Annotated in this window: 32 protein-coding genes; 10 read left to right on the top strand and 22 right to left on the bottom strand. The window is 53.4% G+C overall.

The genetic code is table 11. The features are described 5' to 3' along the window. Positions 1-289: 289 nt before the first annotated feature. Complete coding sequence (locus F3J31_RS12420; protein ID WP_167213374.1) at positions 290-715, top strand: tail fiber assembly protein; 426 nt, start codon at positions 290-292, stop codon at positions 713-715. Here F3J31_RS12420 and F3J31_RS12415 read toward each other — a convergent pair. The 17 genes from F3J31_RS12415 to F3J31_RS12340 all read right to left on the bottom strand — a co-directional run bounded on the left by F3J31_RS12415 (position 687) and on the right by F3J31_RS12340 (position 10,277). Further along, on the bottom strand, positions 687-1,094 hold the full coding sequence (locus F3J31_RS12415) for a tail fiber assembly protein (protein ID WP_167213371.1): 408 nt from the start codon (positions 1,092-1,094) through the stop codon (positions 687-689). The two genes, F3J31_RS12420 and F3J31_RS12415, sit on opposite strands and share 29 nt — an antisense overlap. After that, positions 1,094-1,996 carry a phage tail protein gene (locus tag F3J31_RS12410; protein WP_240152763.1) on the bottom strand — a complete coding sequence of 301 codons (903 nt, stop codon included), beginning with the start codon at positions 1,994-1,996 and terminating at the stop codon, positions 1,094-1,096. Before F3J31_RS12410 ends, F3J31_RS12415 begins: the two co-directional genes overlap by 1 nt. Beyond that, positions 1,993-2,601, bottom strand: a complete 609-nt coding sequence (locus tag F3J31_RS12405; protein WP_167213368.1) for a phage tail protein I — start codon at positions 2,599-2,601, stop codon at positions 1,993-1,995. Before F3J31_RS12405 ends, F3J31_RS12410 begins: the two co-directional genes overlap by 4 nt. Next, positions 2,594-3,502, bottom strand: coding sequence for a baseplate assembly protein (locus F3J31_RS12400; protein ID WP_167213365.1), 909 nt, complete (start codon positions 3,500-3,502; stop codon positions 2,594-2,596). Before F3J31_RS12400 ends, F3J31_RS12405 begins: the two co-directional genes overlap by 8 nt. A gap of 5 nt (positions 3,503-3,507) precedes the next feature. Beyond that, on the bottom strand, positions 3,508-3,858 hold the full coding sequence (locus tag F3J31_RS12395; protein WP_023616182.1) for a GPW/gp25 family protein: 351 nt from the start codon (positions 3,856-3,858) through the stop codon (positions 3,508-3,510). Beyond that, positions 3,855-4,496 (bottom strand): phage baseplate assembly protein V, encoded by a 642-nt coding sequence (locus F3J31_RS12390; RefSeq protein WP_045910032.1) that lies wholly within the window; start codon positions 4,494-4,496, stop codon positions 3,855-3,857. The genes F3J31_RS12395 and F3J31_RS12390 overlap by 4 nt, the downstream gene beginning before the upstream one ends. Before the next feature lie 112 nt (positions 4,497-4,608). Next, the gene (locus F3J31_RS12385; protein WP_048028947.1) at positions 4,609-5,076 is read right to left on the bottom strand and encodes a phage tail protein; all 468 of its coding nucleotides are present in this window, start codon (positions 5,074-5,076) and stop codon (positions 4,609-4,611) included. Beyond that, complete coding sequence (gene lysC / locus F3J31_RS23430; RefSeq protein ID WP_229226321.1) at positions 5,039-5,284, bottom strand: Rz1-like lysis system protein LysC; 246 nt, start codon at positions 5,282-5,284, stop codon at positions 5,039-5,041. The genes F3J31_RS12385 and lysC overlap by 38 nt, the downstream gene beginning before the upstream one ends. Continuing rightward, positions 5,172-5,597 (bottom strand): Rz-like lysis system protein LysB, encoded by a 426-nt coding sequence (lysB, locus tag F3J31_RS12380; RefSeq protein ID WP_063622459.1) that lies wholly within the window; start codon positions 5,595-5,597, stop codon positions 5,172-5,174. The genes lysC and lysB overlap by 113 nt, the downstream gene beginning before the upstream one ends. Continuing rightward, entirely contained in the window at positions 5,594-6,103 is a 510-nt protein-coding gene (locus F3J31_RS12375; protein WP_045910035.1) for a lysozyme, read from the bottom strand. Before F3J31_RS12375 ends, lysB begins: the two co-directional genes overlap by 4 nt. Then, positions 6,087-6,308 (bottom strand): HP1 family phage holin, encoded by a 222-nt coding sequence (locus F3J31_RS12370; RefSeq protein WP_023616187.1) that lies wholly within the window; start codon positions 6,306-6,308, stop codon positions 6,087-6,089. Before F3J31_RS12370 ends, F3J31_RS12375 begins: the two co-directional genes overlap by 17 nt. Then, positions 6,299-6,502 (bottom strand): tail protein X, encoded by a 204-nt coding sequence (locus F3J31_RS12365; RefSeq protein WP_024906438.1) that lies wholly within the window; start codon positions 6,500-6,502, stop codon positions 6,299-6,301. The genes F3J31_RS12370 and F3J31_RS12365 overlap by 10 nt, the downstream gene beginning before the upstream one ends. A gap of 178 nt (positions 6,503-6,680) precedes the next feature. Beyond that, positions 6,681-7,121 (bottom strand): DinI-like family protein, encoded by a 441-nt coding sequence (locus F3J31_RS12360; RefSeq protein ID WP_023616189.1) that lies wholly within the window; start codon positions 7,119-7,121, stop codon positions 6,681-6,683. A 109-nt stretch (positions 7,122-7,230) separates the two neighbouring features. Further along, a complete protein-coding gene (locus tag F3J31_RS12355; protein ID WP_167213363.1) occupies positions 7,231-9,438 on the bottom strand; it encodes a replication endonuclease in 2,208 nt (735 codons plus the stop codon). Beyond that, on the bottom strand, positions 9,422-9,643 hold the full coding sequence (locus tag F3J31_RS12350) for a TraR/DksA family transcriptional regulator (RefSeq protein ID WP_048028939.1): 222 nt from the start codon (positions 9,641-9,643) through the stop codon (positions 9,422-9,424). The genes F3J31_RS12355 and F3J31_RS12350 overlap by 17 nt, the downstream gene beginning before the upstream one ends. Beyond that, complete coding sequence (locus F3J31_RS12345; RefSeq protein ID WP_023616297.1) at positions 9,643-9,870, bottom strand: DUF2732 family protein; 228 nt, start codon at positions 9,868-9,870, stop codon at positions 9,643-9,645. The genes F3J31_RS12350 and F3J31_RS12345 overlap by 1 nt, the downstream gene beginning before the upstream one ends. A gap of 68 nt (positions 9,871-9,938) precedes the next feature. Beyond that, positions 9,939-10,277 carry a DUF5347 domain-containing protein gene (locus F3J31_RS12340; RefSeq protein ID WP_048028937.1) on the bottom strand — a complete coding sequence of 113 codons (339 nt, stop codon included), beginning with the start codon at positions 10,275-10,277 and terminating at the stop codon, positions 9,939-9,941. A gap of 227 nt (positions 10,278-10,504) precedes the next feature. Between F3J31_RS12340 and F3J31_RS12335 the strand changes: the two genes are divergently transcribed. After that, positions 10,505-11,080: a phage repressor protein CI gene (locus F3J31_RS12335; RefSeq protein ID WP_048028935.1), complete on the top strand. Its 576-nt coding sequence runs from the start codon at positions 10,505-10,507 to the stop codon at positions 11,078-11,080. 55 nt (positions 11,081-11,135) lie between these two features. Here F3J31_RS12335 and F3J31_RS12330 read toward each other — a convergent pair whose 3' ends face one another. Beyond that, positions 11,136-11,483 (bottom strand): hypothetical protein, encoded by a 348-nt coding sequence (locus F3J31_RS12330; protein WP_048028933.1) that lies wholly within the window; start codon positions 11,481-11,483, stop codon positions 11,136-11,138. Then, positions 11,480-11,983, bottom strand: a complete 504-nt coding sequence (locus F3J31_RS12325; RefSeq protein WP_080347321.1) for a hypothetical protein — start codon at positions 11,981-11,983, stop codon at positions 11,480-11,482. The genes F3J31_RS12330 and F3J31_RS12325 overlap by 4 nt, the downstream gene beginning before the upstream one ends. A 397-nt stretch (positions 11,984-12,380) precedes the next feature. Between F3J31_RS12325 and F3J31_RS12320 the strand changes: the two genes are divergently transcribed. Beyond that, complete coding sequence (locus F3J31_RS12320) at positions 12,381-13,550, top strand: DNA repair protein (RefSeq protein WP_167213360.1); 1,170 nt, start codon at positions 12,381-12,383, stop codon at positions 13,548-13,550. On the opposite strand, the gene F3J31_RS12315 is transcribed toward F3J31_RS12320, so the two are convergent. Then, positions 13,551-14,315: a siderophore-interacting protein gene (locus F3J31_RS12315; protein ID WP_167213357.1), complete on the bottom strand. Its 765-nt coding sequence runs from the start codon at positions 14,313-14,315 to the stop codon at positions 13,551-13,553. A gap of 147 nt (positions 14,316-14,462) precedes the next feature. Between F3J31_RS12315 and F3J31_RS12310 the strand changes: the two genes are divergently transcribed. After that, positions 14,463-14,957, top strand: coding sequence for a PadR family transcriptional regulator (locus F3J31_RS12310; protein WP_045910044.1), 495 nt, complete (start codon positions 14,463-14,465; stop codon positions 14,955-14,957). Here F3J31_RS12310 and F3J31_RS12305 read toward each other — a convergent pair. Both F3J31_RS12305 and F3J31_RS12300 read right to left on the bottom strand, forming a co-directional pair. Beyond that, positions 14,954-16,513, bottom strand: a complete 1,560-nt coding sequence (locus F3J31_RS12305; RefSeq protein ID WP_167213355.1) for a methyl-accepting chemotaxis protein — start codon at positions 16,511-16,513, stop codon at positions 14,954-14,956. The two genes, F3J31_RS12310 and F3J31_RS12305, sit on opposite strands and share 4 nt — an antisense overlap. A 337-nt stretch (positions 16,514-16,850) precedes the next feature. Continuing rightward, complete coding sequence (locus F3J31_RS12300) at positions 16,851-18,371, bottom strand: PAS domain-containing methyl-accepting chemotaxis protein (RefSeq protein ID WP_167213352.1); 1,521 nt, start codon at positions 18,369-18,371, stop codon at positions 16,851-16,853. Between the two features lie 435 nt (positions 18,372-18,806). Between F3J31_RS12300 and ygjG the strand changes: the two genes are divergently transcribed. The 6 genes from ygjG to F3J31_RS12270 all read left to right on the top strand — a co-directional run bounded on the left by ygjG (position 18,807) and on the right by F3J31_RS12270 (position 26,372). Next, positions 18,807-20,186, top strand: coding sequence for a putrescine aminotransferase (gene ygjG / locus F3J31_RS12295; protein ID WP_053076392.1), 1,380 nt, complete (start codon positions 18,807-18,809; stop codon positions 20,184-20,186). Positions 20,187-20,732: 546 nt separating this feature from the next. Further along, entirely contained in the window at positions 20,733-21,275 is a 543-nt protein-coding gene (locus F3J31_RS12290; RefSeq protein WP_167213349.1) for a fimbrial protein BcfA, read from the top strand. A gap of 222 nt (positions 21,276-21,497) precedes the next feature. Next, positions 21,498-22,136 carry a fimbria/pilus periplasmic chaperone gene (locus tag F3J31_RS12285; RefSeq protein ID WP_240152766.1) on the top strand — a complete coding sequence of 213 codons (639 nt, stop codon included), beginning with the start codon at positions 21,498-21,500 and terminating at the stop codon, positions 22,134-22,136. Between the two features lie 47 nt (positions 22,137-22,183). Further along, on the top strand, positions 22,184-24,802 hold the full coding sequence (locus tag F3J31_RS12280) for a fimbrial biogenesis usher protein (RefSeq protein ID WP_167213344.1): 2,619 nt from the start codon (positions 22,184-22,186) through the stop codon (positions 24,800-24,802). Further along, positions 24,803-25,819: a fimbrial protein gene (locus F3J31_RS12275; RefSeq protein WP_167213341.1), complete on the top strand. Its 1,017-nt coding sequence runs from the start codon at positions 24,803-24,805 to the stop codon at positions 25,817-25,819. A 10-nt stretch (positions 25,820-25,829) separates the two neighbouring features. After that, the gene (locus F3J31_RS12270; protein WP_048028921.1) at positions 25,830-26,372 is read left to right on the top strand and encodes a fimbrial protein; all 543 of its coding nucleotides are present in this window, start codon (positions 25,830-25,832) and stop codon (positions 26,370-26,372) included. Positions 26,373-26,379: the final 7 nt, after the last annotated feature.

The following is a 26,379-nucleotide window of genomic DNA, read 5'->3' as shown; positions in this document are numbered from 1 at the left end:
TCTGCCAATGGATGGTGCAAAATACCACTGACAAAAGGATACACACTCATCCTCCAGTGGGGACAGGCTGAGATTAAAGCGCAGGGTCAGGTCGCTATGTTACCCATTGCATTTCCTGCCGGAATGTTTCAGGTCGTAAGCTGTGACAGCGGTGGTGGCGCATATTCTGTCGGTGTAACAGCAGCCGGTAACACGGGTATTACCTTCCGTATTGATGGCTTGCGTTATCAGGATGGGGTGTCTGTTGTGTGTCGCTATATCTCTATTGGTTTCTGAGAAAAGAGGTTTTATGAGTTATTTATATTCACCCTCGACTAATTCTTTTTACGCCCAGATTCTTTTGAATGAATATCGCAATGCAGGAACATTACCTGATGATTGTATTGCTGTAGAGGATTCTGATTATTATCAATATGCCGGTGAGCCACCTAAAGGGAAAACTCGTGGGGTGATTGATGGCCTGCCTGGATGGGTGGATCTGCCAACGCCGACACATCAAGAGATGATCGTGGCAGCAGACCAGCAGCGGCAGAACCTGATAGATTCCGCAATGCAGTCAATCAGTGTAATCCAGTTGAAGTTGCAGGCCGGAAGAAAGCTAACCACGGCAGAGACCGAAAAACTTAACAACACGCTGGACTATATCGACGCGGTGACGGCAATAGATACCGCTACCGCGCCAGATATTAACTGGCCTGAGCGTCCGGCTGTGTAGGCCATTCGATGACTGGGGCTTTTGATGTATCAACACGCATCAGCAGCACCCGGTACCTTTTCCACTCCGCAAGCGCGGCGGTTTCTCCCGCCGTGGCTATCCCTGCATCAACAGCGTCCTGCCGCCATGAAATTTCTGCATCAGCGGTCAGGCGAAGCGAGTTTTTCACCTGCTGTGCCTGTGCGGCATAATCAATCACTGGCTCGGTAAGTACGGGACCGCCATCAGCGCCTGGTGTTATCTCCATTCCGTTTTGTTGTGCCTGAATAAGTTGGCAATATTCGCTTTCATCAATTTCAACGGCATCGGCAGGGTATTCTTTATGAATCTGTGATTGATAAAATCCGCGCGTTGACGGGGAGTAATAATATTTATTCATCAGTTAATCGTCCCAATTGATAGCCACATAACACCCGTCACGCTCTGCGTGTTGGTAGATGCCAGGGTGATATTTGTGTTTGTAGAGGTCGCGACCCCTACGCGGTAGTTATTTATTGACGAAACATCAACCGGCGTACAGAACTGTGCCAGACCCGCGTTGAGCGCCAGTTGATAAGTGGCAGAGGCTGACCCGGCAGTCGGTACAGTTACCGATCCCCACTGGATCACCAGCTTTTTCGTCCCTAGCGGAATAACCGCATAACCAGGTGAAGTTAGCGATCCTACAAAACCAAGGTTTTTGAGAACCTCAGCACTCAACCCTGCATCGGCAATTTCTTTTAACGCATTGGCGATTAAAGGGTACTGTTTATGCGGATTATCAGCAGCAATATGCTTTTTCATCTGATCATCAGCGTAGCCCTTTACCTCAATAACTTTATCGTCAACATACTGCCGCGTTGCCAGCACAACCGATGGATCAATTTTCAGGGAAATTGACGACGTGCTCGACACAATCAGAATCATGCGAATGGTCTGCGTGCGGCCACTGCCTTCCTGCAGCTGAGGCTTATAAGTCTCCGGGCAGTTAGCCACGGCGATCAGAATGCCGTCGTCGTCATAGAGACCGATCTCTCGGATCCAGAAACCGCCCTCATTCTCGGGAATAATCTGTTCCGCGATGATCTGACTGGTATTATTAGGGTCAACAGCGAGCAGGTTCAGCGGTGCTATGCGTTTTTGGTTGACGAGCTTCGTCTGCGCCGGATCGGGGGTTGGCAACGTTCCGTTAGCGTCGCCTACCGCCATTTGCGTCAGATTGAGTTTTGTACCAAGTGCCGTCGCGTTAGCTAGCCGCGCCGCGCCCTGATTAGTCAGTATGGCAAAATATTTTGCGGTCATGCGTTCACTCTCAGGTTATCAATCAAATGGATGGCCGAGGCCGGGTAATAATCACCACCGACAATAAGTTCCTCAGTGGTATAGGGGTAAACAGCCAGCGCATCGCCGTGATAGCATCCTGCGCCGACATAAAACTCTCCCGTTGAGCTCAGGCTGATAGCCAGCCCGGTCATGTGTCTACTTGCCGGTTTGGCATCTTCAATTAGCCGTTCAAGCTCCTGATACATTTCGTCAGTGATGCCGTTATCAAGCACACCGACAACCAGACGGAATGTGCCTGGCTCCTCATCGAGCTGCCACCACTCGCGCACCTCTATCAAAAAGCCAAGCGGTTCCACCACACGACGCAATGCGCTGATGGTTCCTTTGTGCTGATGGACGAAAAACGAGGACATAATGACGCTGCGTTTAGTGCTCTCCGGCCACGCCTCATCCCAACGGTCTACCGACAGCGCCCATGCCAGGTAGGGAAGTAAATTCACCGGGCACGCGCTGGGGTTCCATAACGTGCGTAGCGGTACCGGCACACGCTCAATATTCGAGAGCGCAGCGGCAGCAGCGATTTCCAGCGGTGAGGACCCAACGGGTAATAGCCTGTCACTCATCCGAACCCCCGATAGTTATCTGATACGAGGTACAGTTCGATGCCTGCGACTTAGTCAGCACAATGTCAGACTGGGGAGATATCAGTTCAACGCGCTGCACACCTTCAACGTGAAGTGCTGCATAAATGGCCGACAGGCGGATATCGCGTCCAAGGCGATGCTGTGCGCTGATATAATTTTGCAGTTTCTGCTCTGCTGCTTGCCTGATAGGTTCAGACTCTGGTCCGGGATAAACGTAGAGCGTTGCGTTTATCTTGTAAGGCACAATTTCTGCTGACTGAACTGTCACACGATCGCCAACCGGGCGGACGGTTTCAGCGTTAAGCGCTTTTTCAACAACCGCCAGTAGTTCAGGACGAGCGGTGCCATCACCCTCACGGGATAACACCGAAATCGTCACGTATGCAGGCTGAGGGCTATCAACCGAAACGTCAGCGACCCGTCCGTCGGCACTTCGACCATGATATTCATAGGCTCCAACCGGACCCGCGACGCTCAATCCTTCAAATGCTTGCTGGGCGCGCAGTCGAAGGTCAGCATCAGACTCCATGACGGCAGCCGTTGGCGGAATGGTAGTGTCATCTCCCGGGGTGATGGTCAGGCGTTCGGTATTATTGTTTCCCGCGATAACATCAAGGTCGTGACCGGCAGAATAGGCAAGCGTCACAGCCAGCGCAGCCTCATTAACCCGCTGGCGCCAGATAACTTCCCGGTAAGCATTCTCTTGCAGAAGCTTCACAATCGGCTCGGATTCCAGCGTCAGCGTCCGTGCAATCGCCTCTCGCTCCTCTTCCGGATAGAGGGAGACAAAGGTGGCCTTTCGTTCTGCCAACAGCGTTTCATAATCCACCTCCTCCACGACATCAGGCGCGGCGAGCTGGCTCAGATCAACAATAGCCATAGCGTTTAACTCAGTGAAATGGTGATAGAAAAGGATTGTCCGGAGGTCGGACGCGTGCCGGTGATATCGACATACAACGTCCCGTCGTTCTCCGAACGTTCGAAAGTGATGGCCGTCAGGCTTATCCGCGGCTCCCATTTCTGGATGGCGGAATAACAGGCGGCCATGATCTGCAGGCGCAGCGCCGGGCTCTGCGGCCTGTCTATCATCGCCGCCAGCAGCGAGCCGTAATCCCGGCGCATGACCCGCGAGCCAATCGGCGTAACCAGAATGTCGCGCACGCTCTGCCGGATGTGGTCAGCCTCTGAAAGGCTTAGCCCGGTCTGCCTGTTCATTCCCCTGTAACGCACCGTCATTGTGTCCCCTTAGTCCAGCTTCCGCCGCTTTGCACACTGCCGTGCGCGTGGTTGTCCACCTGCACCCCGTTGGAGGTCAATTTACCGCCGGAGTGCTCAATATTTCCGGTCATCACCCCGCCCTTCTGCACTTCCAGCGAGGCGGTAATTAACTTGTTGGTACACACCACTTCAGGCGTATCCAGCGTGATGCGGGACGTTGAGATCACCCGCACCTCCGGCACGGTGGCGGTCAGCGATTCAGAAGCGGAGATGTCGGCTGTTTTAATACCTGAAACCGTCAGCGCCCCGCGTCCGGGTTCGTACTCGATCACCGCGCCGTCAGGGAACGCGACGTGGAACGCGTCAGGCGACCCGGACGGCGCCGGATGGTCGTCAGAGAAAATGCCGGGCAGCACAAAGGCGGTATCCAGCTCACCGCCGATGGCCAGCAGCAGCACCTGCTCTCCCTCGGAAGGGGCCCACCACACGCGCGAACGTCCCGCACGGCAGGTTAGCCAGTTCAGCCAGGTGGTTTTCATCCCGCCGGTCTGGACACGACAAAGCCCTCTGTTGAGGTCAACGTCGGTCACAACACCGATACGAATCAGATTGCGGATCGCGCGAGCGATACCGTGCATGGAAGTTAATGTATTCATGAGAAGAGAATGCCGTTCAGGAGGAACGGCAGCAACGAGACGGGGTTTTCTGCGGGATGATACAACAAGCGGTCCAGACAGCTGGCGGCTGGCGGCCTTCAGCGTGGGGAGCTTAGTCCTCCCACTGGCTGACCAGCTCACCGTTGATGTACAACGCCTTCGGACGCGTGACGGGCTCCGGCAGCGGCGGCTCCGGGGAATAGGTCGTGTGCAGAACGCCCTGTTCCTCGGAAACAAGAATGCGCTCGGTTAATTGCATGCTGATGCTGATATCCATCGTAGCGTCATCGTTTAAAACGATCGCGAAGGTGTATCCGTTTTTGCGTCCGTCATCGAGAGTAAAAATGTCCGGCTGGTTTTCCCGCAGCCAGGCCAGTACCGGGACAAAAAACCCCTCGCTGTCGCCGGTGAAACCGCTAACCTTCGCGTTCAGCACATACCGTTTTTCAAAGGAGAGCGAGGAGGCCAGGCGGGCGTCTATATTGCCGCTGCCGACCGACATCTGCAGGCGCTCCGGGTTGGTATTCAGTTGGGGGATCGCGTCAATTAATGCCTGACGCAGGCTCTTGAGTTTGTGCATCGAGTTTATCCTGACAGTCTTTAATGGTTTCAACCTGCAGCGCGCAGGCGATAAGGGCGTACTCAAGCCTGCGTATATCGGCGCTGAGATCGCCGTTAGTGGCGGGTTCGCTTCCCGGCATCGGGCAGCGGCTCACCTTCGGGCAGGCGTTGTAAACAATGGGCTGCGGAGGCGCAGGCGGTGCGGGTGTGCAACCTGCGGACAGCATCAGGCAACTGAGCGGTATACCAGCGGCGTAACGCTTCATTTTCATTGAGTAATCTCCCGATAGTCGCTTCCCGTCTTGCCCTCTCCTCGCCCGCAGCGACAAGCTCTTCACGGAGCCTGACCTGGGCGTTTTCGTTTGCTCTGGCCATCCGTTGCGACTGGGACAGCTGATGGTTAAGCGTGGCGAGGGCATTTTTTTGTTCGCTGGCGACACGGTTGGCCGTGGCTAAGGAACGGGACAGGGTCTGGTTGTCATGACGAAGCCACAGCGCGATCGCCAGCAGTCCGGCCAGCATCAGCATGAGGACTCTCATGGCAGCCCCTTCATGCACCAGGCCTTCTCGCGGACACGGCGGTTTTCCAGACCGGTGTTTTTGACGCCGTTGACGTACACCCAGCGGGTAAGCTCGCCGCATGCCTGCGACCACTGTTTACGCTTAATAAAAGACACCAGAGTCGAACGGCAGGCGGCGCCTGCGCCAACATTAAAGGTAAAACTCACCAGCGCGTCGTAGACACGCGGCGGCATCTCCACCGGCGCGCACGCCGTCAGCCGTCGCTCAACGTTGAGCACATCAGCAACCAGATTTACCGCGGCCTCACGCTCGGTAATGTCCCGCGTCGGCACAACGTTTGCCGTGTGGCCAATGCCTGACGTCCATACCCCAGCGCTGCACCGATAGGGCGAGAGGCGACAACCTTCGAGATCGGCAATCAGCGCCAGCCCCTCAGGGGACGTTTTCAGTAATCGAAAATCGGGCATCAGCACCGCCAGAGCCAGCACGCCGGCGACGCTGCAACGCTTAATGATTGAGTTCACGAATGCTCTTCTTATCGAGGCCCAGCGACTGGAGATAGCGCCAGGTTTTTCGCTTAAACCAGTAGTTCGTCAGCGCGGTAAAAATGGCGCAAACACTCCCCACGTACAGCGCGACCTTTTCAGGCGACATCGCCCCGAACCAGGCCAGCGCCACGGCCAGCCAGTAGGCGATAAACGTGGTGATTTTCTCCAGGCTCAGTCCCATAGATTTACGGATTCTTTGGTGGGGGCGCTATTTACCTCCGGCATCTCTACCGGCGTGCCGTGAGGCAAGATAACGCCTGACTCCGCGAGGCCAGGATTGGCCTTCAGAACGGCTTCTACGACGCCAGCCGTGCGCCCATAATAGCGGGCGCAAACGGCATCAAGCGTGTCCCCCTGCATTGCATAGATCTTCATCAGACGCTCCCAACATCCGGTTACCAGGTACTGTAGAGTTTCCCGGGCTGGCGGCCTTTTCGCTATCGCTGAAGGATGGACAATCGCGGACACAACAGACCGTCCACATGCAGCGAAGCGTGGGTCAACGAAAGCGCAAAATCTGAATGAGGGCGTGCGTTCGGGTAATGACGCTGGGCTAGCGCCAGCTCTCGTCTTCCCAGACTTCCCGGAGAATATTATCCAGCATCTCGCGATCAGCTTCTCCTTCGAGCCCCTGGAGCTCTACTCCCGTCATCGATCCTATTTTCACGGTCACCCGCGATGACGGGAACAGGGATCTTATTCGGCGGGTCAGTTCGTTCTGGAAGGCCTCGACGACGCCATGGCCAATCTGCTGGTCTTTATCGAGCGTAATGTTCACCCGAACGTTACCCTCTTTTTTGATGCGTTCCGGAACAGGCGATGCTGAGAAAACAACGGTAAACGCGTTGTTTTTGATTAAATTTCCCCGCGCAATCTCAGCAATCAAATTCAGGGCAATCTCACGATCTCTTTCCTGACATGTTCCTTCTGTCGTCAGTCGAGCAATCATCTCGACGCGTTCAATCATGACCTGCTCGTTCAACTCTCTGTCCACACAACCTCCACCACGAGATACTGTATAAACATACAGTAGCACGTATTCATAAAAAGAGTGAAGCGAAAAATCAGAACTCTTCACGGTATGTACATGATATCGATGGAGATTAGCGTGCTCTCAGAGCGAACAGATCCGATAAATGCCCAATACGTTCAAGGATTTTCCGCGCCTTGTGCTGATAAGAACGCGCTGCCGGAAAGAGCGTTCCGTCAACTGCGCCTCTGCACCATTTGTCGTTAAAACGGCTGACGCCGCCCGCCATAAGATGCAGGGCCTCTGCGCGGCTGATGGCGATTCCGGTGGCGAGCCGAACTTCATCAATCACCTTCTCCGGGACCCCGTTCTGCGGATCCCGCTCGTAGACAAAGGGCGCCGCTGCGCCGGGCCGGATGTGCCTGATACGCTCGGTTAATGCCCGTCTCGCACGCCGGTTAAGGGGTTGAGAGAGATCGCTCAGCGTACAGTTATTGACAGAACTCCAAGAAGACGCAGATACATCCTCAGGCTCCTGGGCCCGCTTCGGCACAATTTTCCACTGCGTGAGCCGGGTTAAAACCGGGCTGCCCGCGCCGACGGCGGAATCGTACACGCCGCGGATGCGGACCGTTTCTTCGCCGTACTGGTTAAACCCGGTACCCGGCTCATACAGCGTGCGCACCTGTAAATCATCGCGACGCACAAACGGGCCACCCTGTGCAGTGACGTAACCCGCCCAGTCACCGGCGTCGGCAGCTTCATGGACGGCAGCAAACTCGACGCTCAGACCACGCGCGGTCTCTGCGTCTGCCAGTCGGCGCAGCTCGCGGTAGACCGTTACCGGCGCGCCGCCGATGAACTGAAACTGGCGAATGTGCCAGCGCCCTGCCCAGGCCGATACGGCGGACGCCGTCTCCTTTAGCAGGCCGCCGCTTTCGTTATCGGTCTCGCCATCGAGCGCATAGCCGTCGATATTCTTTGAGATGTATTTGGCGATATAGCCGGTAGCGCTGCCTTTCTGCGGATCGATCGCGTCCGCGTGAAAGCGAGCCTGTCTGGCGCTTTCGCTCTGCAGCTCAGCGGCATCCTCCTCCCGGGCGTAGTCCCCTATAATCCGGCGAACGCATTCGACGTCTTCCGGCCGCATAAACATCAGCATGTGCCAGTGGGGCGTACCGTCGTGATGGGGTTCCGCGACGCGGATACCAAAGATACGGCGACCTTCCCGGTGCAGCTTTGCGCGGATGCGCGCCCACACCCGGGTGAGGTAGCCTTGCGTATCCGCCGGGCTGGCCCCGTTCCACTTCGCGTTGGGGTAGCCCGATTTCACGGTCGCGTGATACTGTGCGGGGGCGGTTAAGGTATAGAATTCGCCCACATAGCCCAGCGCCTGGCAGATATTTTCAAACCCGCGAATGCGGGTCATCAGCTCACAGCGACGTATCGCCGGGTTGGCCACCGAGCTATCGTATTTTTCAATCAGGCTAATGCGGTTGCCCTCTTCATCTTCCAGCTCCATGCCCTTGAGAAATTCACGAGTGCGGCGCTTCTGCTCGCGCCACTCGGTCACGCAGCGTTTGCTCGCGTACGCCCTTCTCTTTTTGCTGACGTTGCCGAGAGCAATCTGCAAATGCTCGCGCCAGGCAGCCGCGATCCGACGTAAACGCCCGCGCCACCACGCCTCGGAAAACATCCGCATCACCGCGGCGGCAACATCGTCTTTGTTGAAAAATGTCTTCGACACCCGCTCCCAGTGCGGAGGCGACACGTTGAACTGCCGGGCGATCAGTCCGGCGCGCTGATACCAGATGAAGAGCGTCTGGTATTCGCCCATATCAGCATCGTTAATATTTGCCAGCTCGCCGCGAATAAAGCTGGCGATATCGGCGGCCAGCAGGTCGATATCCGCGCGGGACATATCCGGCAGACGGTTATAGCGGGCAACCAGTTCAACCATTCGCGAGGCAAGGTACTGCAGAAGCTGGGTATCGAAATGGCCTTTAAACACGGCTCGGGAGACTGCGTCATGCAAACCTGCGCAGGCATAGCGTTCAGAGACCCGCCGCAGGCGGGGCAATATCCTGTTGCAGAAGCGGATCAAAAAGGCGTTAGCCTGCGGGCTGCCACGATGCTGTTCGAGGGCGTCAACCGCGCGCCAGACCTCAAAACGCACGCAGTCAGGCTGCTGTGAGAGGGCCATTCTTGCCTGCTGCAGCGTCGCGAAGAAGCGATCGCGACGCTGCTGCTGGGCATGGGTAAGATAAGGGCTGGCAATGGCCGACCGCGGTGCATTCCACGGATAAGCAAATGACGTCGCCAACTTATCCTCCCCGGACATGTTTATTTTTCATCTCCGCGATCTCCTGACAGGTGACGCACAGGGCCACGCCGGGCACCGCCATACGGCGCGCCTGCGGTATTGGAGCCTCACACTCCTCGCAGAAGAAACGTGAAGGCGATGCGGGTCGTCTGCGGGCGCTATTAATGTGGCGCTCTCTGTCTTCCTGCTCGCGCGCCTGGGCAAGATCGATAAAATCGGCCATCAGTGCAGCTCCTGGGATTCACGCTCGTAGCGGGCCGCTTCGTGGCACAGCAGTTCGGCAACGTCTTCCCCGCTCATGCCGGTTTTGTAGATCTGGCTCGCCAGCGCCTCCAGACGCAGGGAGACCGCAAGGGCGCGCGCGCATCGTTCCTCTGTTTTTGCCTCCATCAGCAGGCGTTGCAGTTCTTCACTTCCGATCGGATAAGGGCGGTTTTCACTGTGTCGCATTACGCGTTCTCCTTAAATTCAGGCAACAGGGTGCCCGGCGGGTTGACGCCATTCGTTTTTGGGTTGGGTTACAACGGCATGGTCAGCCGTTCAGGAAATAAACTCACAACAGCACGAAAATGATTCATCGCGGTAATTAGCGCTCTTTTCTCCTCTGTGGTCAGCTCGCTGATATCGCACTCATGACGGGCGACGGGTAATCTCGCCAGGAAAAAGAGAGCGGCCAGCGCCCTGCTGTTCTCCTCAAAAAAGGGATCGCGCTTATCGCGCATGTCAGCCATAAACCGTGCCAGCTCTTTCCCGCTATCGCTCCCGTAGCGGGCGCGCAGTTCAGCGATGTGGTTAAGCCCGCTAAGACGCGCCCCCACGCTTAGTGGAACCCTTGCACAGGCAGCTTCTATCGCCATATCTCCCCTCGCATAAATGTATGCACGCTAATGCGTTCAAAACGGGCAGAGCACGGCTTTTTCCGCCGTTTGAGGATTGCGATTTCGGAAGCCATGCTGCATGATTCCCATTTTGATAATGCCTGCAATCATTAGCCTCAGTTTGCCAACGTCTGCCGCTGATTGCCCGAATTTGTAATGATACTAATACCCAAGTGAGTATTAGTAAACACCCAAAGGAATATATTTTGATACTAGATTCTCAAGTGAATAATGAAGAATTGCTCGATAGAATCTGTCAGGTATATGGTTTCACGCAGAAAATCCAGCTGGCCCGACACTTTAATATCGCCGCCAGCTCGCTTCAGAACCGCTACGCGCGCGGTACCATCTCTTACGACTTTGCGGTTCAGTGTGCGCTGGACACTGGCGCCAGCCTCCGCTGGCTGATGACCGGCCAGGGTGCGCAGTTTGCAGGAAACCCCGCACCGGGCGATCCCGTTTCGGTTTCGACATTCACACTCAGTGATGGGAGACTGGAAGAAAATTCCATTTTGAGTATCGACGCTGCTTTCTTTAGCAAACCGCTGACGCGCGGCATCGCCGTCCGGGCAGAGGGGAAGCTGCACTTTATTGAAAAAGAGGCGTCGTTAACCGACGGCCTGTGGCTGGTTGAGATTGAAGGCACCGCCAGCATCCGCGACCTGACGCTGCTGCCGGGGAAAAAACTTCACGTGGCGGGCGGCAAGGTTCCCTTTGAATGCGGTATCGACGAGATAAAAACGGTGGGGCGCGTGGTAGGGATCTATAGCGAAGTAAGCTGAGGATACTAAATCCAAGGCTGACGAGATTCGCCAGCCTTTTGGTTGATTTTAAACGCTATTTTTCGATGTAGTTGTAAGAAGTCAGAATTCCTTTGTCAGAAAAATCGACGGACAGGTGCTGCTTTCGATCCAGATTAAGAGGAATGATGAGATAGATACGACGATCGATGATCTGCGACGTATACTCCCAGTGGCGCGTATTATTGTAGTCAGCCGTATTTGCTGGTACGCCAAAAGCAATCAGCACATCTTTGCGGGTCGTGACCTCTGGGATCAGCTTCTGCTTTATCTCTTTTTCCGAATACTGAGCCAGGCTTGTCGCCTTGGTTCCGTCGTAGTTCGATGCACATGAGGCGCTCAGGAGACAGGCTAACGCCACGCCTAAAAAGTTAATGGCTTTCACTGTACAAAATCCTTTTCAACATAAATGCCATTGACGGTATCAAGCGCGACTTCTTTCATATAAAGCACGCAATATCCCGTTTTATCGCTATAGCTAATATGCCCTTCGTAGATCTTTTTCTTTTCTGGCGTGAAAGTCAGCGATACATTACACCCCTGATATAAAGCGTGCTGGATAGTGGTTTTTTCATCTGGCACAATCAACGTTTCGAAATAGTCTTTATCGTATTTCTTCCCCGTGACTTTAGGGAGACCAATATCTTTCGTCGACCCAAGGAAAGGGTTCAAATAACGATTGTGCTTAAGTACCCACCCACCTGTTTCTTTACCAGATTTATCATACTGATAGATGCCATAACTCATCGGCGGCCCAATGAGACGAAGCTTAGCGACATCCTCGCTACTCGGCGGTGGCGTGTACATTTTCGGCTCAGGAAAGAAAGTACTGCAGCCAGAAAGACTCACTATTGCTGGAATAATTATATATTTTAAAAATCGCATACCTTTACCTTTATATATATCCTTGCTTATTTTTCAGAGAGACACCCCGAGGCATTAACATCCCTGAATGCTATTAACAAATCACTCATAGATATAAAGGTCAACTAAAAAAAATAAATTTAGGTTTAGTGTAATAAAAATGCGCGTGCCGTTGGATTTTGAGGAGTTTATTAATACTTTTTGAACAACGAATCGCCAATGTTGGCTCACTCTTCAAGCTTGGCAACACTGGCAGAGCGGGAACCGTAAACACAAACCCTCCTGTTCCTTTACTCACAAACTGCAAAACTAAAGAAATCCCCCATCGCGCCGATCATCATCCGTGTGTATTATTTCCTGTAGCTTTTACAACAACTAACCTTAACTCAAATACTTAAGCGCCAAAGCGAAAGGCATCATGAGCACACCGATCAAACGGCTAGAAATCATTAAAAATGCCATTGAACTGGAAGATGACGACATCATCCAGAGCCAGCTGACACGCCTGAAAAATGAAGCGTTTGACGATGAGCTACAGGCAATCGTCGTGGCGCTCGAGGAGAAGAACTACACCGCGGCCATGGCGGCCATTACCGCCTGGCTGCAGGGCCAGCGCGCCGTGACCCCGTGGCGCGATCCGCAGGTGGCGGCCAGCAAGCTGGAGCTGAAGGCGCTGGAAGAGCGTCTGCGCGATCTGATTGACCGCCGCAACGCGCGGGTGCAGCAGCTTGATGAGTTCAACGATCTCTATTTCTCACGCCTCGGGCCGCTGATGCAGCAGATCCTCGCCCTGCGTAAAACGCTGGCGGAGCTGAACCTGCGTCGTCAGCAGGCGGAAGCGCGTCGTCGCGAGGAGGATTACCGTCGCTGCCAGCACTATATGGCGCAGGCGGTAGAGGTGCTGGCGACGCTCACCCAGCGCTGGCGCGATCTCCCGGCTGACTCCGTCCAGGCCGCCGAGGCGCGTAAGCATCTGGAGCAGCAAAGCAATCTGATTGCCAACCTGTTGGCCGAAGCGCAGGAGCTGGAGAGCGGCTTAACGCGCGAAGAGGAGCCTGCGCGTCAGGCTCGCGACGAGGCCAACGAAGAGTACGAGAAGTATCGCGAACAGCATCACGATGCCGAAGTGCGGCTACGCAAAGGTAAGCATCTTTCGCAAGAGGACCAGAACGAACTCAAGCGTCTCTGGCGACAGGCGAGCAAGCTCTGCCACCCGGATCTGGTGGCGGACGATCTGAAAGAAGAAGCCAACAACATGATGGTGCAGCTTAACCAGGCGAAGCAGCGCGGCGATGTGAAAGCCATTCGCTCGCTGGTGGCCCGCCTGCAGCAGGGCTTCGAGCCATTGATGGCCAGCGACAGGCTGAACGATCTGGAACGTATCCGCAAAAAAATGACGCAGGTCCGCGAGCAGATCGACACCTTAGTGAACGAGCTGGCGGAGCTGGAGAAAGAAGAGTCCTGGCTGCTGGTCTCCTCGCTGAGCAATATGGAAGCGTACTTTGCTCAGCAGGAGAAAGCGCTGCACGAGGTCCGCGCCTCGCTCGAACATCAGGTGAGCGAAGCGCAGCTGGATTCGGCAGCCTGATTATTTGGCGTGCCAGTATGCGCTGGCACGCACCAGCTGCGGGTCAATGGCGTCGGCTTCAAACTGACGGCTCAGGCTTTTCACCACCTTCCCTTCCCCGGTTAGCCAGATAAAGTAATCGTCCCCCGGAACGGTCAGCGTCGCCAGATGGTCCGCGACGGCCTGCTCGCTGTGGCCCACCACCCAGGTGATGTTGAATGCGCTCAGGTGCGCCAGATAGTCCTTATACGATTCATCCCCAACCGTCACGACCGCCTGCACGTCCGGGCGAACCGTCAGTTGCGCAATGCTCTCTAAGCGTCGACGCAGCGCGGGCATGCCGGACTCGTCGCACACGTACAGCTGCCAGGCGTAATCCTCCGGCACCACCAGCGAACCGCGCGGGCCGCCGATGGTCAGCTTATCGCCTACCTTCGCCTGTAGCGCCCATCCGCTGGCTATGCCGCCGTCATGAATAAAGAAATCCAACGCCAGCTCATGACGGGCCTCATCGTAGAGCGGCGTATAGTCGCGCGCCTGCGGACGCACGCCGTCACCCCAGTCGATGCCTTCATCGGTGACTACCGGCGGCGTAAACGTCGTCCCGGGTGCCGGGAAAAAGACTTTGGTATGGTCGTCGAAACCGCGGGAGCTAAAGCCCTCCAGCGCCTCGCCACCTAGCACAATACGCTGGAAACCCGCGCTGACGCGCTCAACGCGGAGCACCGTCAGTTCGCGAAAACGCAGGTCATTACGAACACGCTGTGGATAACGGGTAGATGCCATTTTTAGACCCTTTTCTGGTGAATACGATATATCTAAATCAATTTTCAAATGATAATGATTACTAATAAGGAAAAATGCAAGATCTTTTAGATTGCATCTGAATATATCTTAGATATAGTTTAGATATATCAAAATGAAGGGCATATTATGCGACACGAACACGATGGCGGCGGACGTAGACCGCGCTTTTTCGGCCACGGCGATCTGCGGCTGGTGATTCTGGATATCCTGACCCGCAGCGCGAGCCACGGCTACGAGCTGATCAAAGAGATCGAGAACCTGACGCAGGGGAACTACACCCCGAGCCCGGGCGTCATCTATCCCACCCTGGATTATCTGCAGGATCAGACATTTATCACCATTACGGAAGAAGAAAACGGGCGTAAGCGCATTGCGATTACCGCTGAAGGACAACGCTGGCTGGATGAAAACCAGGAACAGCTGGAACAGATCCAGGTGCGTATCAAAGCGCGCAGCGTCGGCTTTCAGCTACGCAAAAACCCGCAGATGAAGCGGGCGCTGGATAACTTCAAAGCGGTACTGGACCTGAAGGTAAATCAGGGAGAGCTCAGCGACGCGCAGCTTAAGCAGATCATCGGCGTGATTGACCGCGCGGCGCTGGAGATCTCCCAGCTGGATTAAGCCGGTGCGTGCTCGCTCACGCGGAAGACGCGTACCAGCTCTTTCAGGTGCATCGCCTGTTCATTAAGCGATGCCGCCGCCGCGACGGACTCCTCCACCAGCGCGGAGTTTTGCTGGGTGGTGGCGTCAATCAGACCAATCGCGCTGTTGATCTGCGAGATCCCCTCCGTCTGCTCATGGCTGGCCTGACGGATCTCACGCAGGATCGCATCCATCTCCTCCACGTTGCCGACCATGCCGTTAATCAGCCCACTCGCTTTTTCGACCAGGTTCATCCCGTCCTGGGTCTGGCTGGTGGAGCTCTCAATCAGCTCCCGGATTTCGCTCGCAGACGACGCGCTCTTCTGGGCAAGCTGGCGCACCTCTCCGGCGACCACCGCAAAGCCGCGGCCATGCTCACCGGCGCGCGCCGCTTCCACCGCCGCGTTCAGCGCCAGAATGTTGGTCTGGAATGCAATGGCGTCGATCAGGTCGATAATGTCGGACATCCGGTTGGAGGTCTCGTTAATCAGGCGCATTTTGCTGGTCACCTGCTTCATCATCTCACCGTTGTTTTTGACCACCGTGGCGGCATCGGCAGAAAGATTGGTCGCTTCACCGGTATGCGAGGCGGTATTTTTCACCGTCGCGGTGATCTGCTCCATCGAGGCGGCAGTCTGTTCAACGGAGCTGGCCTGCTCTTCCGTGCGTGCGGCCAGATCCTGGTTACCGGCGACAATCTGCGCGGCTGCGCTGGAGATATTCTCCGAGCCGGTCTGCACCTGCTGCACAATGTCCAGCAGACGCGTCTTCATCTCCATCAGCGCATGCAGCAACATGCCCGTTTCGTCTTTGCCGTGCGGCGTGATGCTGCCCGTCAGATCGCCCTCTGAAATCGCTTTTGCAAAATTCACCGCCTCACCGAGCGGGCGGGTGATAGCGCGCACGATAAACCAGCCAATCAGGCTGCCTGCCGCAACGCTAAAGAGCGTGAGCAGGATCAGCAGCAGACGGTTAGACCTGAAATCCCCTTCCACCTGCGTACCCGCACGCTGCATCTCGCTGTTCTGAATGGCAATCAACTCCTTCACCTTCGCTTTATAAGCCTGCTGCACGGCAAGGGTGGTGGTCATCATCTCCTGAATGGCGCCCGCACGGTTGTTGTTCTGCACTGCCTGCAAAATACGATAGCGCGAATCCAGATACTGCTGGCGCACGCTGCGGATATCCGCCAGCACCTGCTGAGACTTTTGATCCTGCAAGGCGTTGTTCAGCTCGCCCAGAATCACCGTAATATGCTCGCTGATCTCTTTCAGGCGCTGCTGAGATTGCCCCGTGTAAGTACCCTGCTCGTCCAGCAGCATCAGCTGTTGAGTGCTAATAAATTCCTGGAAGTTATCGATTAACTGGTTCGCTTTTACCGTGGTCGGATAGTCATGGGTAATAATGGATTGCATCCCATTATTTGCCCGGTTCAGGCTCAGCAAAGACACACTTGCGCTGATCGCCATCAGGACAATAAAGAACCCAAACGCCAGAAATAATTTCGTGCCGATCTTTACGTCATGTAAGAACATATTTACTCCATCGATGTGATTATTTCTCAGACGATCGCTGTTATCGGTAACGGATTGGCTAACTTTATGACTTTGATCGTTTTTTTATTTCATAACCCTCACAATGCATAGGTGTAGGCTATTAATATTGCTTCATCGATCGTTACCAGACCGTCAAACGGGGTATTTTTGAAACAGGATTCTGAAGAACTGACTTAGGCAGGAATAAATAACTGAGGCACTTTCTTTAGTTATTTAATATTAAATTAACAATAAACCACATTAATAGTCACAATGGGAAAAATAAAAAGCCGTTTATTCCTTATGGTATAAACGGCTTTTTTGGAACATGACTGACTCAATGGAGCACGGTCACCGCATCCTTAAGACGTCCGGCGCGATGCTTCACCATGGCAGAAATGTGCGCGCTCTCCTCAACCAGGTCGGCATTCTTCTGCGTGATGCTGTCAAGTTCAGCCACCGCGCGGGTTAACTCTGATAACCCGGTTGCCTGCTCGGAGGTCGCGTGGCTGATCTGGGCGATAAGCTGCGTCACGTTTTTCACCTGCACAACGATATCATCCATCGTACGGCCCGCAGCGTGTACCTGCTCAGAGCCGGACTGCACCTTGCTGGCGCTGGCATCAATGAGTTTACGAATATCATTCGCTGCACTGGCGCTGCGGCTGGCAAGATGGCGGACTTCGCCCGCGACCACGGCAAACCCTTTACCCTGCTCGCCTGCCCTTGCCGCTTCAACTGCCGCGTTCAGCGCCAGAATATTGGTCTGGAAAGCGATATCGTTAATCAGAGAGGTAATAGAGCCAATTCGCTGCGTGCTGTCGGCAATGTCATCCATCGTTTTAACGACGGTCTGCATCGCATTGCCCCCTTTCGTTGCCGCGCTGCTCGCGGCCACGGAGAGTTTGTCCACCTCGGCGGCGGTTTCGGAGTTACTCTGAACGGACGCGGCCATCTGGTTCATTGTCGCGACGGTCTGCTGCACGTTCGCGACGGTCTGACGCGTACGATCGTTCAGATCTTCATTTCCCTGCGCCAGCCTGTCGCTGCCGTCACGGACGCTCACCACCTGGCTCGACACGTCATTGATCAACCAGCGGCACATCAGGCCAAGCTGCCCTACCGCGCGCAGCGTCAGGCCCAGCTCGTCGCTGCGGTTCAGGTGCTGCACGCTATTGCGCTCGCCGGTGGCGACCTTCAGCGCCTGTCGCGCCACATTCTCGATCGGGCGGACAATCTGTTGCTCAAACAGCAGCGTTCCCAGCAGCATCACCACCGCAGCCGCAGCGAGCGGTGTCCAGCCTGCGGAGGTCGCGGCCAGCGTGGCGGCGAGTACGGCAAAGAGCACCGCCATCACGCTGCGCACGCGCCAGCGCAGCGGCATGGCCGGCAGTTTACCCAGCCAGCTCTTTCCCACCACCAGCCCTTTGTGAATACGTTTTTTACAGCGCCCGTCGTTCAGCGCCCGGTAGAGCGGCTCCACGGCGGCGATCTCTTCCGCTGTGGCTCTGGTGCGAATCGACATATAGCCCGTCACCTGCCCGCGGCGCACCATCGGCACCGCGTTAGCACGCACCCAGTAGTGGTCACCGTTTTTGCGCCGGTTTTTGACAATCCCGCTCCACGGCTCGCCCTGCTGCAGCGTGTACCACATATCGGCAAACGCGGCTTTTGGCATATCGGGATGGCGCACCATATTGTGCGGCTGGCCCGTCAGCTCATCGAGCTGGTAACCGCTCACCTGCACAAAGGTGTCGTTGGCGTGGGTAATGTAGCTGTGGATGTCTGTGGTAGACATTAAGGTGGTGTCATCGTCCAGAGGATATTCATTCTGGGTGACATAGGTTGGAGAGGACATGGCGTGCATCCCTTGCAGGTTATTTGAATGTTAATTTTGTGGGTCATTGTTTTTTCGGCGGTAAACAATTTATCTTTAGTTGTTAAACTTGATGGAGATCGCAGATTTGACTTAAACCATACTTTTTGTGCGATTTTTTAATCCATTGATTTCAAATACTTTCGCAGAGAAATTACCCACAAAGCATGACTCGTTAATGCCCGCTTAAGTCGCAGCGTATGCACTTCTTTAGTGCAGCGGCGCTTTTACCCCCTTCCTTATACTCTCTGCCCCGTACCGCTAAATCTCGTTTGGCTTCTATCGGCATGATTAAATATTGTGCAACATTATTTTAACCTGGCGTTTATCCCGATTTTCGTTAAGGCATCTGAAGTGGCGTAATCCCTGCAATACTTAAACCAGTATCATGTGATACGCGATCCCCGGGAGCACATTTTGAACAGGTTACCTTCCAGCGCCTCGGCTCTTGCCTGTACCGCGCACGCACTGAATCTCATTGAGAAGCGAACGCTTGATCATGAGGAGATGAAACAACTTAACCGAGAGGTCATCGATTACTTTAAAGAGCATGTCAATCCAGGGTTTCTGGAGTATCGCAAATCTGTTACCGCCGGCGGGGATTACGGAGCCGTAGAGTGGCAAGCGGGAAGTCTGAACACGCTTGTCGACACCCAGGGACAGGAGTTTATCGATTGCCTGGGAGGTTTTGGAATTTTCAACGTGGGGCACCGTAATCCAGTTGTGGTTTCCGCCGTACAGAATCAACTTGCGAAACAACCTCTCCATAGCCAGGAACTGCTCGACCCGCTTCGCGCCATGCTCGCGAAAACGCTGGCGGCCTTAACGCCCGGCAAACTGAAATACAGCTTCTTTAGCAACAGCGGCACGGAATCGGTCGAAGCGGCGATTAAGCTCGCCAAAGCGTACCAGTCGCCGCGCGGGAAATTCACCTTTATCGCCACCAGCGGCGCGTTCCACGGTAAATCCCTGGGCGCACTGTCGGCGACCGCGAAATCCACGTTCCGCAAACCGTTTATGCCACTGCTGCCGGGCTTCCGCCACGTGCCGTTCGGTGACATTCACGCCATGCGCACCGCACTGAGCGAATGCCGTAAAACCGGCGATGACGTGGCGGCGGTGATCCTGGAGCCGATCCAGGGTGAAGGCGGCGTGATCCTCCCTCCGCAGGGCTATCTGCCTGCCGTGCGTCAGCTGTGCGATGAGTTTGGCGCGCTGCTGATCCTCGACGAAGTCCAGACCGGGATGGGGCGCACCGGCAAGATGTTTGCCTGCGAGCACGAGAACGTTCAACCGGACATTCTGTGCCTGGCGAAAGCGTTGGGCGGCGGCGTCATGCCGATTGGCGCGACGGTGGCTACCGAAGAGGTGTTCTCGGTGCTGTTCGACAATCCGTTCCTGCATACCACCACCTTTGGCGGTAACCCGCTGGCCTGTGCGGCGGCGCTGGCGACCATCAACGTCCTGCTGGAGCAAAACCTGCCTGCGCAGGCGGAGCAAAAAGGCGACATGCTGCTGGATGGCTTCCGCCAGCTGGGCCGTGAATTCCCGGATTTGATCCAGGATGCGCGCGGCAAAGGGTTGCTGATGGCCATTGAGTTTGTTGACAACGAAATCGGCTACAGCTTCGCGAGCGAGATGTTCCGCCAGCGGGTGCTGGTGGCCGGCACGCTCAACAACTCAAAAACCATCCGCGTGGAACCCCCGCTGACGTTGACGATTGAGCAGTGTGAGCAGGTGCTGAAAGCGGCGCGTAAAGCGCTGGTGGCGCTGCGGGTAAAAGTGGAAGAAATATAATTATTCCTCTTTTCTTTTGTACGGTCCGGGAACAGAGTTGACAGATATTGACTTCATTCCCGGACCGTACAGCTTTCGCAAGAAGAGGTGACGTTAGCGCCGACGCGAATCATTTCAATTTGTAATCAAGTATTCCATAATGAAAATGAATAGCCTCTTCCCTTGACGTATAATTTCCGCCCGATGCTAAATATTAAATCAATGCAGTAAGACGGTGCTTAATAATCCATCCCAATTATCAATCCCAGCGATACAAACCCGCAAAATTTCACCGCAGCGAGTATTTAATGCACTTAACCATTCTAAGAATTAATAAAGATATAATTAAAGATATATTTAGAATTTCTAATTTAAAATCAGAAACCAACAGATTGATATAATATTTATCAGCACATAAAATAATTCCCCGAAACATCATGAGAATGTGCGAAACATATTTACTGTATAATGCTGTATATCAAGGCTTTTTAAACCAGCATTATTTGATTCAGGTATTTACAATTTTGTTTCAACTTGACAGAGAACTGTTTATTTAAAAGGATTTGTATGAAAAAGCATGTCTTAGCAATGGTTGTTGCTGCCACAATGGCAAGCGCTGTAACCATGAATGCACAAGCGGAAAGCACAACGGTAAGTGGCGGTAGTGTTAACTTCGTAGGTCAGGTTGTGAATGCAGCGTGTTCAGTCGCTGCAGACTCCGTCGACCAGACCGTAATTCTTAGCCAGGTTCGTACCGTAAAACTGACTGAAAGCGGAATGCTGGCCAATCAGAAAGAAGATTTCCACATCAAGCTGGAAGACTGCGACACGTCCGTGAGCCAAAATGCAGCCGTCATTTTTAACGCCCAGCAGGATGCCACTCAGCCGGGTGCGATGGCGAATACTGCGGGTGCAGGGTCTGCGCTGAACGTTGCTCTGCAACTGTTTGGCCCTGACGGTAAAAAACTTGACCTGGGAACCACGTCTTCAGCGATCGGTCTGATTAACGGTGAAAATATCATTCCACTGAGCGTTGACTATATCGCAACTGGCGCGGCAACACCGGGTAACGTAGCGTCAACGGCAACCTTCCAGATGGTTTATTCCTGATCTGGACGGAAGGTTGTTGAACCTCCTTCACGCCCCGGTGTGAAGGAGGTTTTTTCAATGTAAACACGCATTTTATATGTATTGAATACAGAGGATTAAACGAAATACGGTGTCCTGTGTATTCAGTTATATATTTAAGAAAGTGAAATATAAATGACACGAATTACTCCAGCAACTTTTATCAGCCAGCTGATTACTCATTGTTTCTTATTAGCCGCTTCAATGCTGACTATGGCTCACGCTGGTGGTATCGGCCTTGGCGCAACGCGAATCATTTATCCGCAAGGTGATAAGCAGATTTCATTGCCTGTTACGAATACTTCCGAGAGCAATGCCTTTTTAGTGCAATCCTGGGTAGCAAATGCTGACCAGTCTAAATCTCAGGATTTTATTGTTACTCCCCCACTTTTTGTGATGCATCCAAAAAAAGAAAACACTGTGCGAATAATGTACGCTGGACCGGATCTGCCTTCGGACAGAGAAAGCGTCTTTTTTTTCAACAGTAAAGCCATCCCGGCGGTCGATAAAAGCAAGTTGCAGGGAAACACGCTGCAGATTGCGACCCAAAGCGTTATTAAGCTTTTTATTCGTCCTAAAAAGTTACCGACGCCGTCCATTGATGCGCCAAAGACGCTGCGTTGCGCGCTGGCTAACGGCAAACTGACCATCAAAAACCCATCGCCTTATTACGTTTCTCTGGTTCAACTCAAAGTCGGAAGCGCGAAATTAACAAACACAATGGTTTCGCCCATGAACAGTCTGGTCATTGATCTCCCGGCAGGAAGCGGGAGCCAGGTGAGTTTCCAGACGGTTAATGATTTTGGTGCTACCACACCTGTTCAGTCATGCCCTGGAGCATAACGTTCCCGAAAAAACACGAACATAGCGCGTTGAAGCAGGCAGGAAAAATGAAGTGTCGTAAGTATCAGACAAGGATTGTCATTCATCGTTTGGCCCCTCTCACACTGGCCATGCTCGGTGCCTTATCATCCGTTAGCGCGGATGCAAACTATTATTTCAACCCTGCCTTCCTCTCAAGCGATCCTGCTGCGGTTGCGGATTTATCCCGTTTTAGTACTTCAGGTCAGGCGCCCGGGGTTTACCGCGTAGACGTCTGGCTGAATGACAATTTTATCGCCACGCGCGACATCACCTTTAATATTCGTAAGGTGTCAAAACCCACAGATGATGATACAGGGCTCGCGCCCTGTTTATCGCTCAAATCACTGGATGCAATGGGCGTTAATGTCGATGCATTTCCAGGCTTGAAAGACGAAAAAGAGAGCCAGTGTGCGGACTTACCTTCTGCCATCCCTGCGGCCAGCACCCTTTTTGATTTTGAACGGCAACGCCTGGATATCAGCATCCCGCAAGCTGCACTGCGTAATAACGCACGTGGTTATATTCCTCCAGAACAATGGGATGAAGGGATCAATGCCCTGTTGCTGAATTACGACTTTACGGGTTCACACAGCCGTAATAGCGGCGATCATAGTTCGACAACCGACAACTACTTTTTGGGAATGAACAGTGGGTTTAACCTGGGTCCCTGGCGACTGCGGGATTTTTCCACATGGAACTACAGCAGCAGCGGTTCAGAGACTTACACAGACTGGCAGCACATTAAAACCTACGTTGAACGTGCCGTTATCCCACTGAAGAGCAAGCTCACAATAGGTGAAAATTACACAACGTCGGATATTTTCGATAGCCTGCCGTTTCGGGGAGTGCAGATCAATTCGGATGAAAACATGCTGCCGGATAGCATGAAGGGTTTTGCCCCCACCATTCGCGGGATCGCGAAATCCAATGCGCAGGTGACGGTTAAACAAAACGGTTACACCATCTATCAAAGCTATGTCCCGCCAGGCGCATTTGCGATTACCGATCTTTACCCCACCTCATCCAGCGGCGATTTGAATGTCGAGGTAAAAGAATCTGACGGTACGATCAACAGTTACTCTGTGCCCTATTCTGCGGTTCCGGTTTTACAGCGTGAAGGTAGCGTAAAATATTCCGCTACCGTTGCCCGTTATCGCAGTAGCAGCGATCAGCAAGAAGACGTGAACTTTATCCAGGGGACGCTCATCTGGGGTTTACCCAAAGGGTTTACAGTTTATGGCGGTTCTCAGCTGACGGAAAAATACGCCGCCTTTGCCGCCGGTTCCGGCGTGAACCTGGGTAACTTTGGTGCCGTCTCGGCCGATTTCACCCATGCCCAAAGCGAACTGAGCGACGGTAGCTCACACAGCGGGCAATCAATACGTTTTTTATATGCAAAATCGCTGAACAGCGTTGGAACCAACTTTCAGCTGTTAGGTTATCGCTACTCAACATCCGGTTTTTATACGCTGGATGAAACCACCTATAAGCAGATGAAAGGGTATATCGGCCAGGACGATCCGAATAACGGCACCGAAGACCATGAGCCCGTGTGGACTGATTATTACAATCTCTACTACACCAAACGCGGTAAGTTACAGGCCAATATTTCCCAGCAATTGGGTCAGGCCGGGTCGATTTTCCTCAACGGCAGTCAGCAAACCTACTGGCATACCGATGAAAAAAACACGCTTCTGCAGCTAGGCTATAGCGGAACGGCAGCAGGCGTGAGCTATAACCTGACGTATAACTACAATAAAGCGCCAGGCATGAGCAACAGCGATCGCATTTATTCGTTAACGCTCTCATTCCCGCTTAATCTCTGGCTCCACCCGGGTGGAGACGTGACCAAACGTTTAAACAGCATTTATACCACTTACGGCATGAGCGCCGATGATAATGGTAGGGTCACCAACACAGCGGGCGTTAACGGAACGCTGCTTGAGGATAATAACCTGAGCTACAGCGTTCAGCAGGGTTATCAAAATCAGCATGCCGGTGCCAGCGGTAGCGTCAGCGCGGAATATGATAGCGCCTACGGTAATGCGAACCTGGGGTACAACTACAGTAATAACGGCGATTATCAACAGATTAACTATGGCCTCAGCGGTGGTATTGTCGCCCACCGCAATGGCATTACCTTGAGCCAGCCGTTGGGCGATACCAATGTCCTGATCGCAGCGCCTGGCGCAAGCAACGTTAAGGTTGAAGACGGACCCGGGATCCACACTGACTGGCGAGGCTATGCCGTTGTGCCGTACGCCAGCGCATACCACCGTAACCGTATGGCGCTGAATACCAACTCCCTGAGCGACGACCTGGACATTGACGAGGCCGTTACCCAGGTTGTTCCCACCCAGGGTGCCCTTGTACGCGCGACCTTCAAAGCCCGCTCCGGCAATCGTGCCATGATCTCATTAATTCATCACGGTCAACCGGTACCCTTTGGTGCCATTGTCACACGCAGTGATGAAGGGGGAGACACGATTGTAGGCGAGAACGGCGAAGCTTATCTGTCAGGGCTGGGCTCAACAGGAACCCTGACGGCGCAATGGGGCGACACCCGCGATAAAAAATGTATTGCGATCTATAAGCTAACTGAAACAAAGCAGTCCCTCGTGCGTTTAAAAGCGGAGTGCCGATAGGTGAAATTACGTATTTTTATTTTATTACTGAGTCTTGTCACATCAGCGAAAAGCCTGGCGGTGATCTGCCATAACTTTTCAAATAGCATTACGGTTGTAAATTACGATCTGACAACGACGTTAACCAAAGAAGAAAACCAGCAGGGAAAGGCTGTTGAATTGATTAAATCACAGGATGTGGGCGTTGAAGCCATATGCGCGTTACATCCTGATGGGGATTCTCGAACCTATCGTTCATACCGAAGCCCCTTTCCGGTCATCTTCACAGAAGATCAGTGGAAATATATGAGCCTCGATCCAACCTATATCGCGGGCGCGATGCGCATTACCGATTCAGATATTGGTGATTATTATCCCCCTGGGGATTATATCCATATGGGGAAAGACTGGAGGGTGGATCAAGAAGATCTTAATGAACCTTTCCCTGTATATGATTCCAATCTGGTGTTCAGAATAAAGATTGTCAAACCTTTTATTGGTACGGTCATCATCCCCAATAAAGTGATGTTCAATGTTTATGTTACAACAACGAACACTGACCCGCTGAATACTATTGTTTATCAAATTACGTACAACGGCGCCGTAACCGTGCCGCAAAACTGCGTCATTAATGCGGGGCAGGTGATCACTGTTGACCTGGGAAAACTAAACAGTTCTTCCTTCACGACCGTCGGTGAGAAGCCGTATAACGCGCCGGTAAAAACCTTTAACGTTCCTGTCGAATGTAATGCGGACGTGATATCACCCGCGCATCTCACGCTTCGACTGGTGGCAACAGCAGACACACACGTTAGTCAGGCGCTTGCAACCGATAATAAAGATGTTGGCGTCGTGGTAACCAACGAAAATGGCACCGTCATGATCCCTAACGACACGTCCAGTGTCGCTGATTTTATTACTGATGATAAGGGCCATGCCGATGTAACGTTAAAAACCTACCCTATCAGCACCACAGGCAATGCTCCAGCAGAAGGTGTTTTCACAGCTCTGGCATGTTTACGTATCGATTTTGCGTAAGGGGTGAATAATGAAAATCGTTTATTTTTTCCCGCTGGCGATGCTGTTTTCCGGAATGCCGGTCACCTATGCGGATGATGGCGCGTCAATTAACCTCCAGATATTCGGCACCATTATTGGTGAGTCTTGTGATGTTGATGTGAACAGTAAAGAACAAACGGTTGATCTGGGCGACTTTGACGCATCGGAGTTTCCAGTACCTGGAACAACGTCGCCAGAAAAAGCGTTTACCATCGACCTGAATAATTGTTCACGTGCCATCCAGGGAACAAAAGTCTGGTTCAGCGGTACGCCCGATAGTAATAATCCCGATCTGTTAGCCCTGAGCGACACGGGTAAAGGCACGGCCACCGAAATGGCGACCGGCGTTGGCGTGGAGCTTCTTAATGCCGAACTGAATCCAATCAAGATAAATAATGTGGAATCAGCAATCTATCCGTTAAAGCAAGGCGATAATAGCCTGACGTTTAATTTACGGTATAAATCCACTCTGCCAGCGGTTACGCCTGGGAATGCAACGGCCATTATGTATTTTGATTTGCTCTATCAGTAGGATGCGG

Source organism: Enterobacter sp. Acro-832, assembly GCF_011752745.1.
Lineage (GTDB): Bacteria > Pseudomonadota > Gammaproteobacteria > Enterobacterales > Enterobacteriaceae > Enterobacter > Enterobacter quasiroggenkampii.
This window is presented reverse-complemented; position numbering and strand designations above follow the sequence as displayed.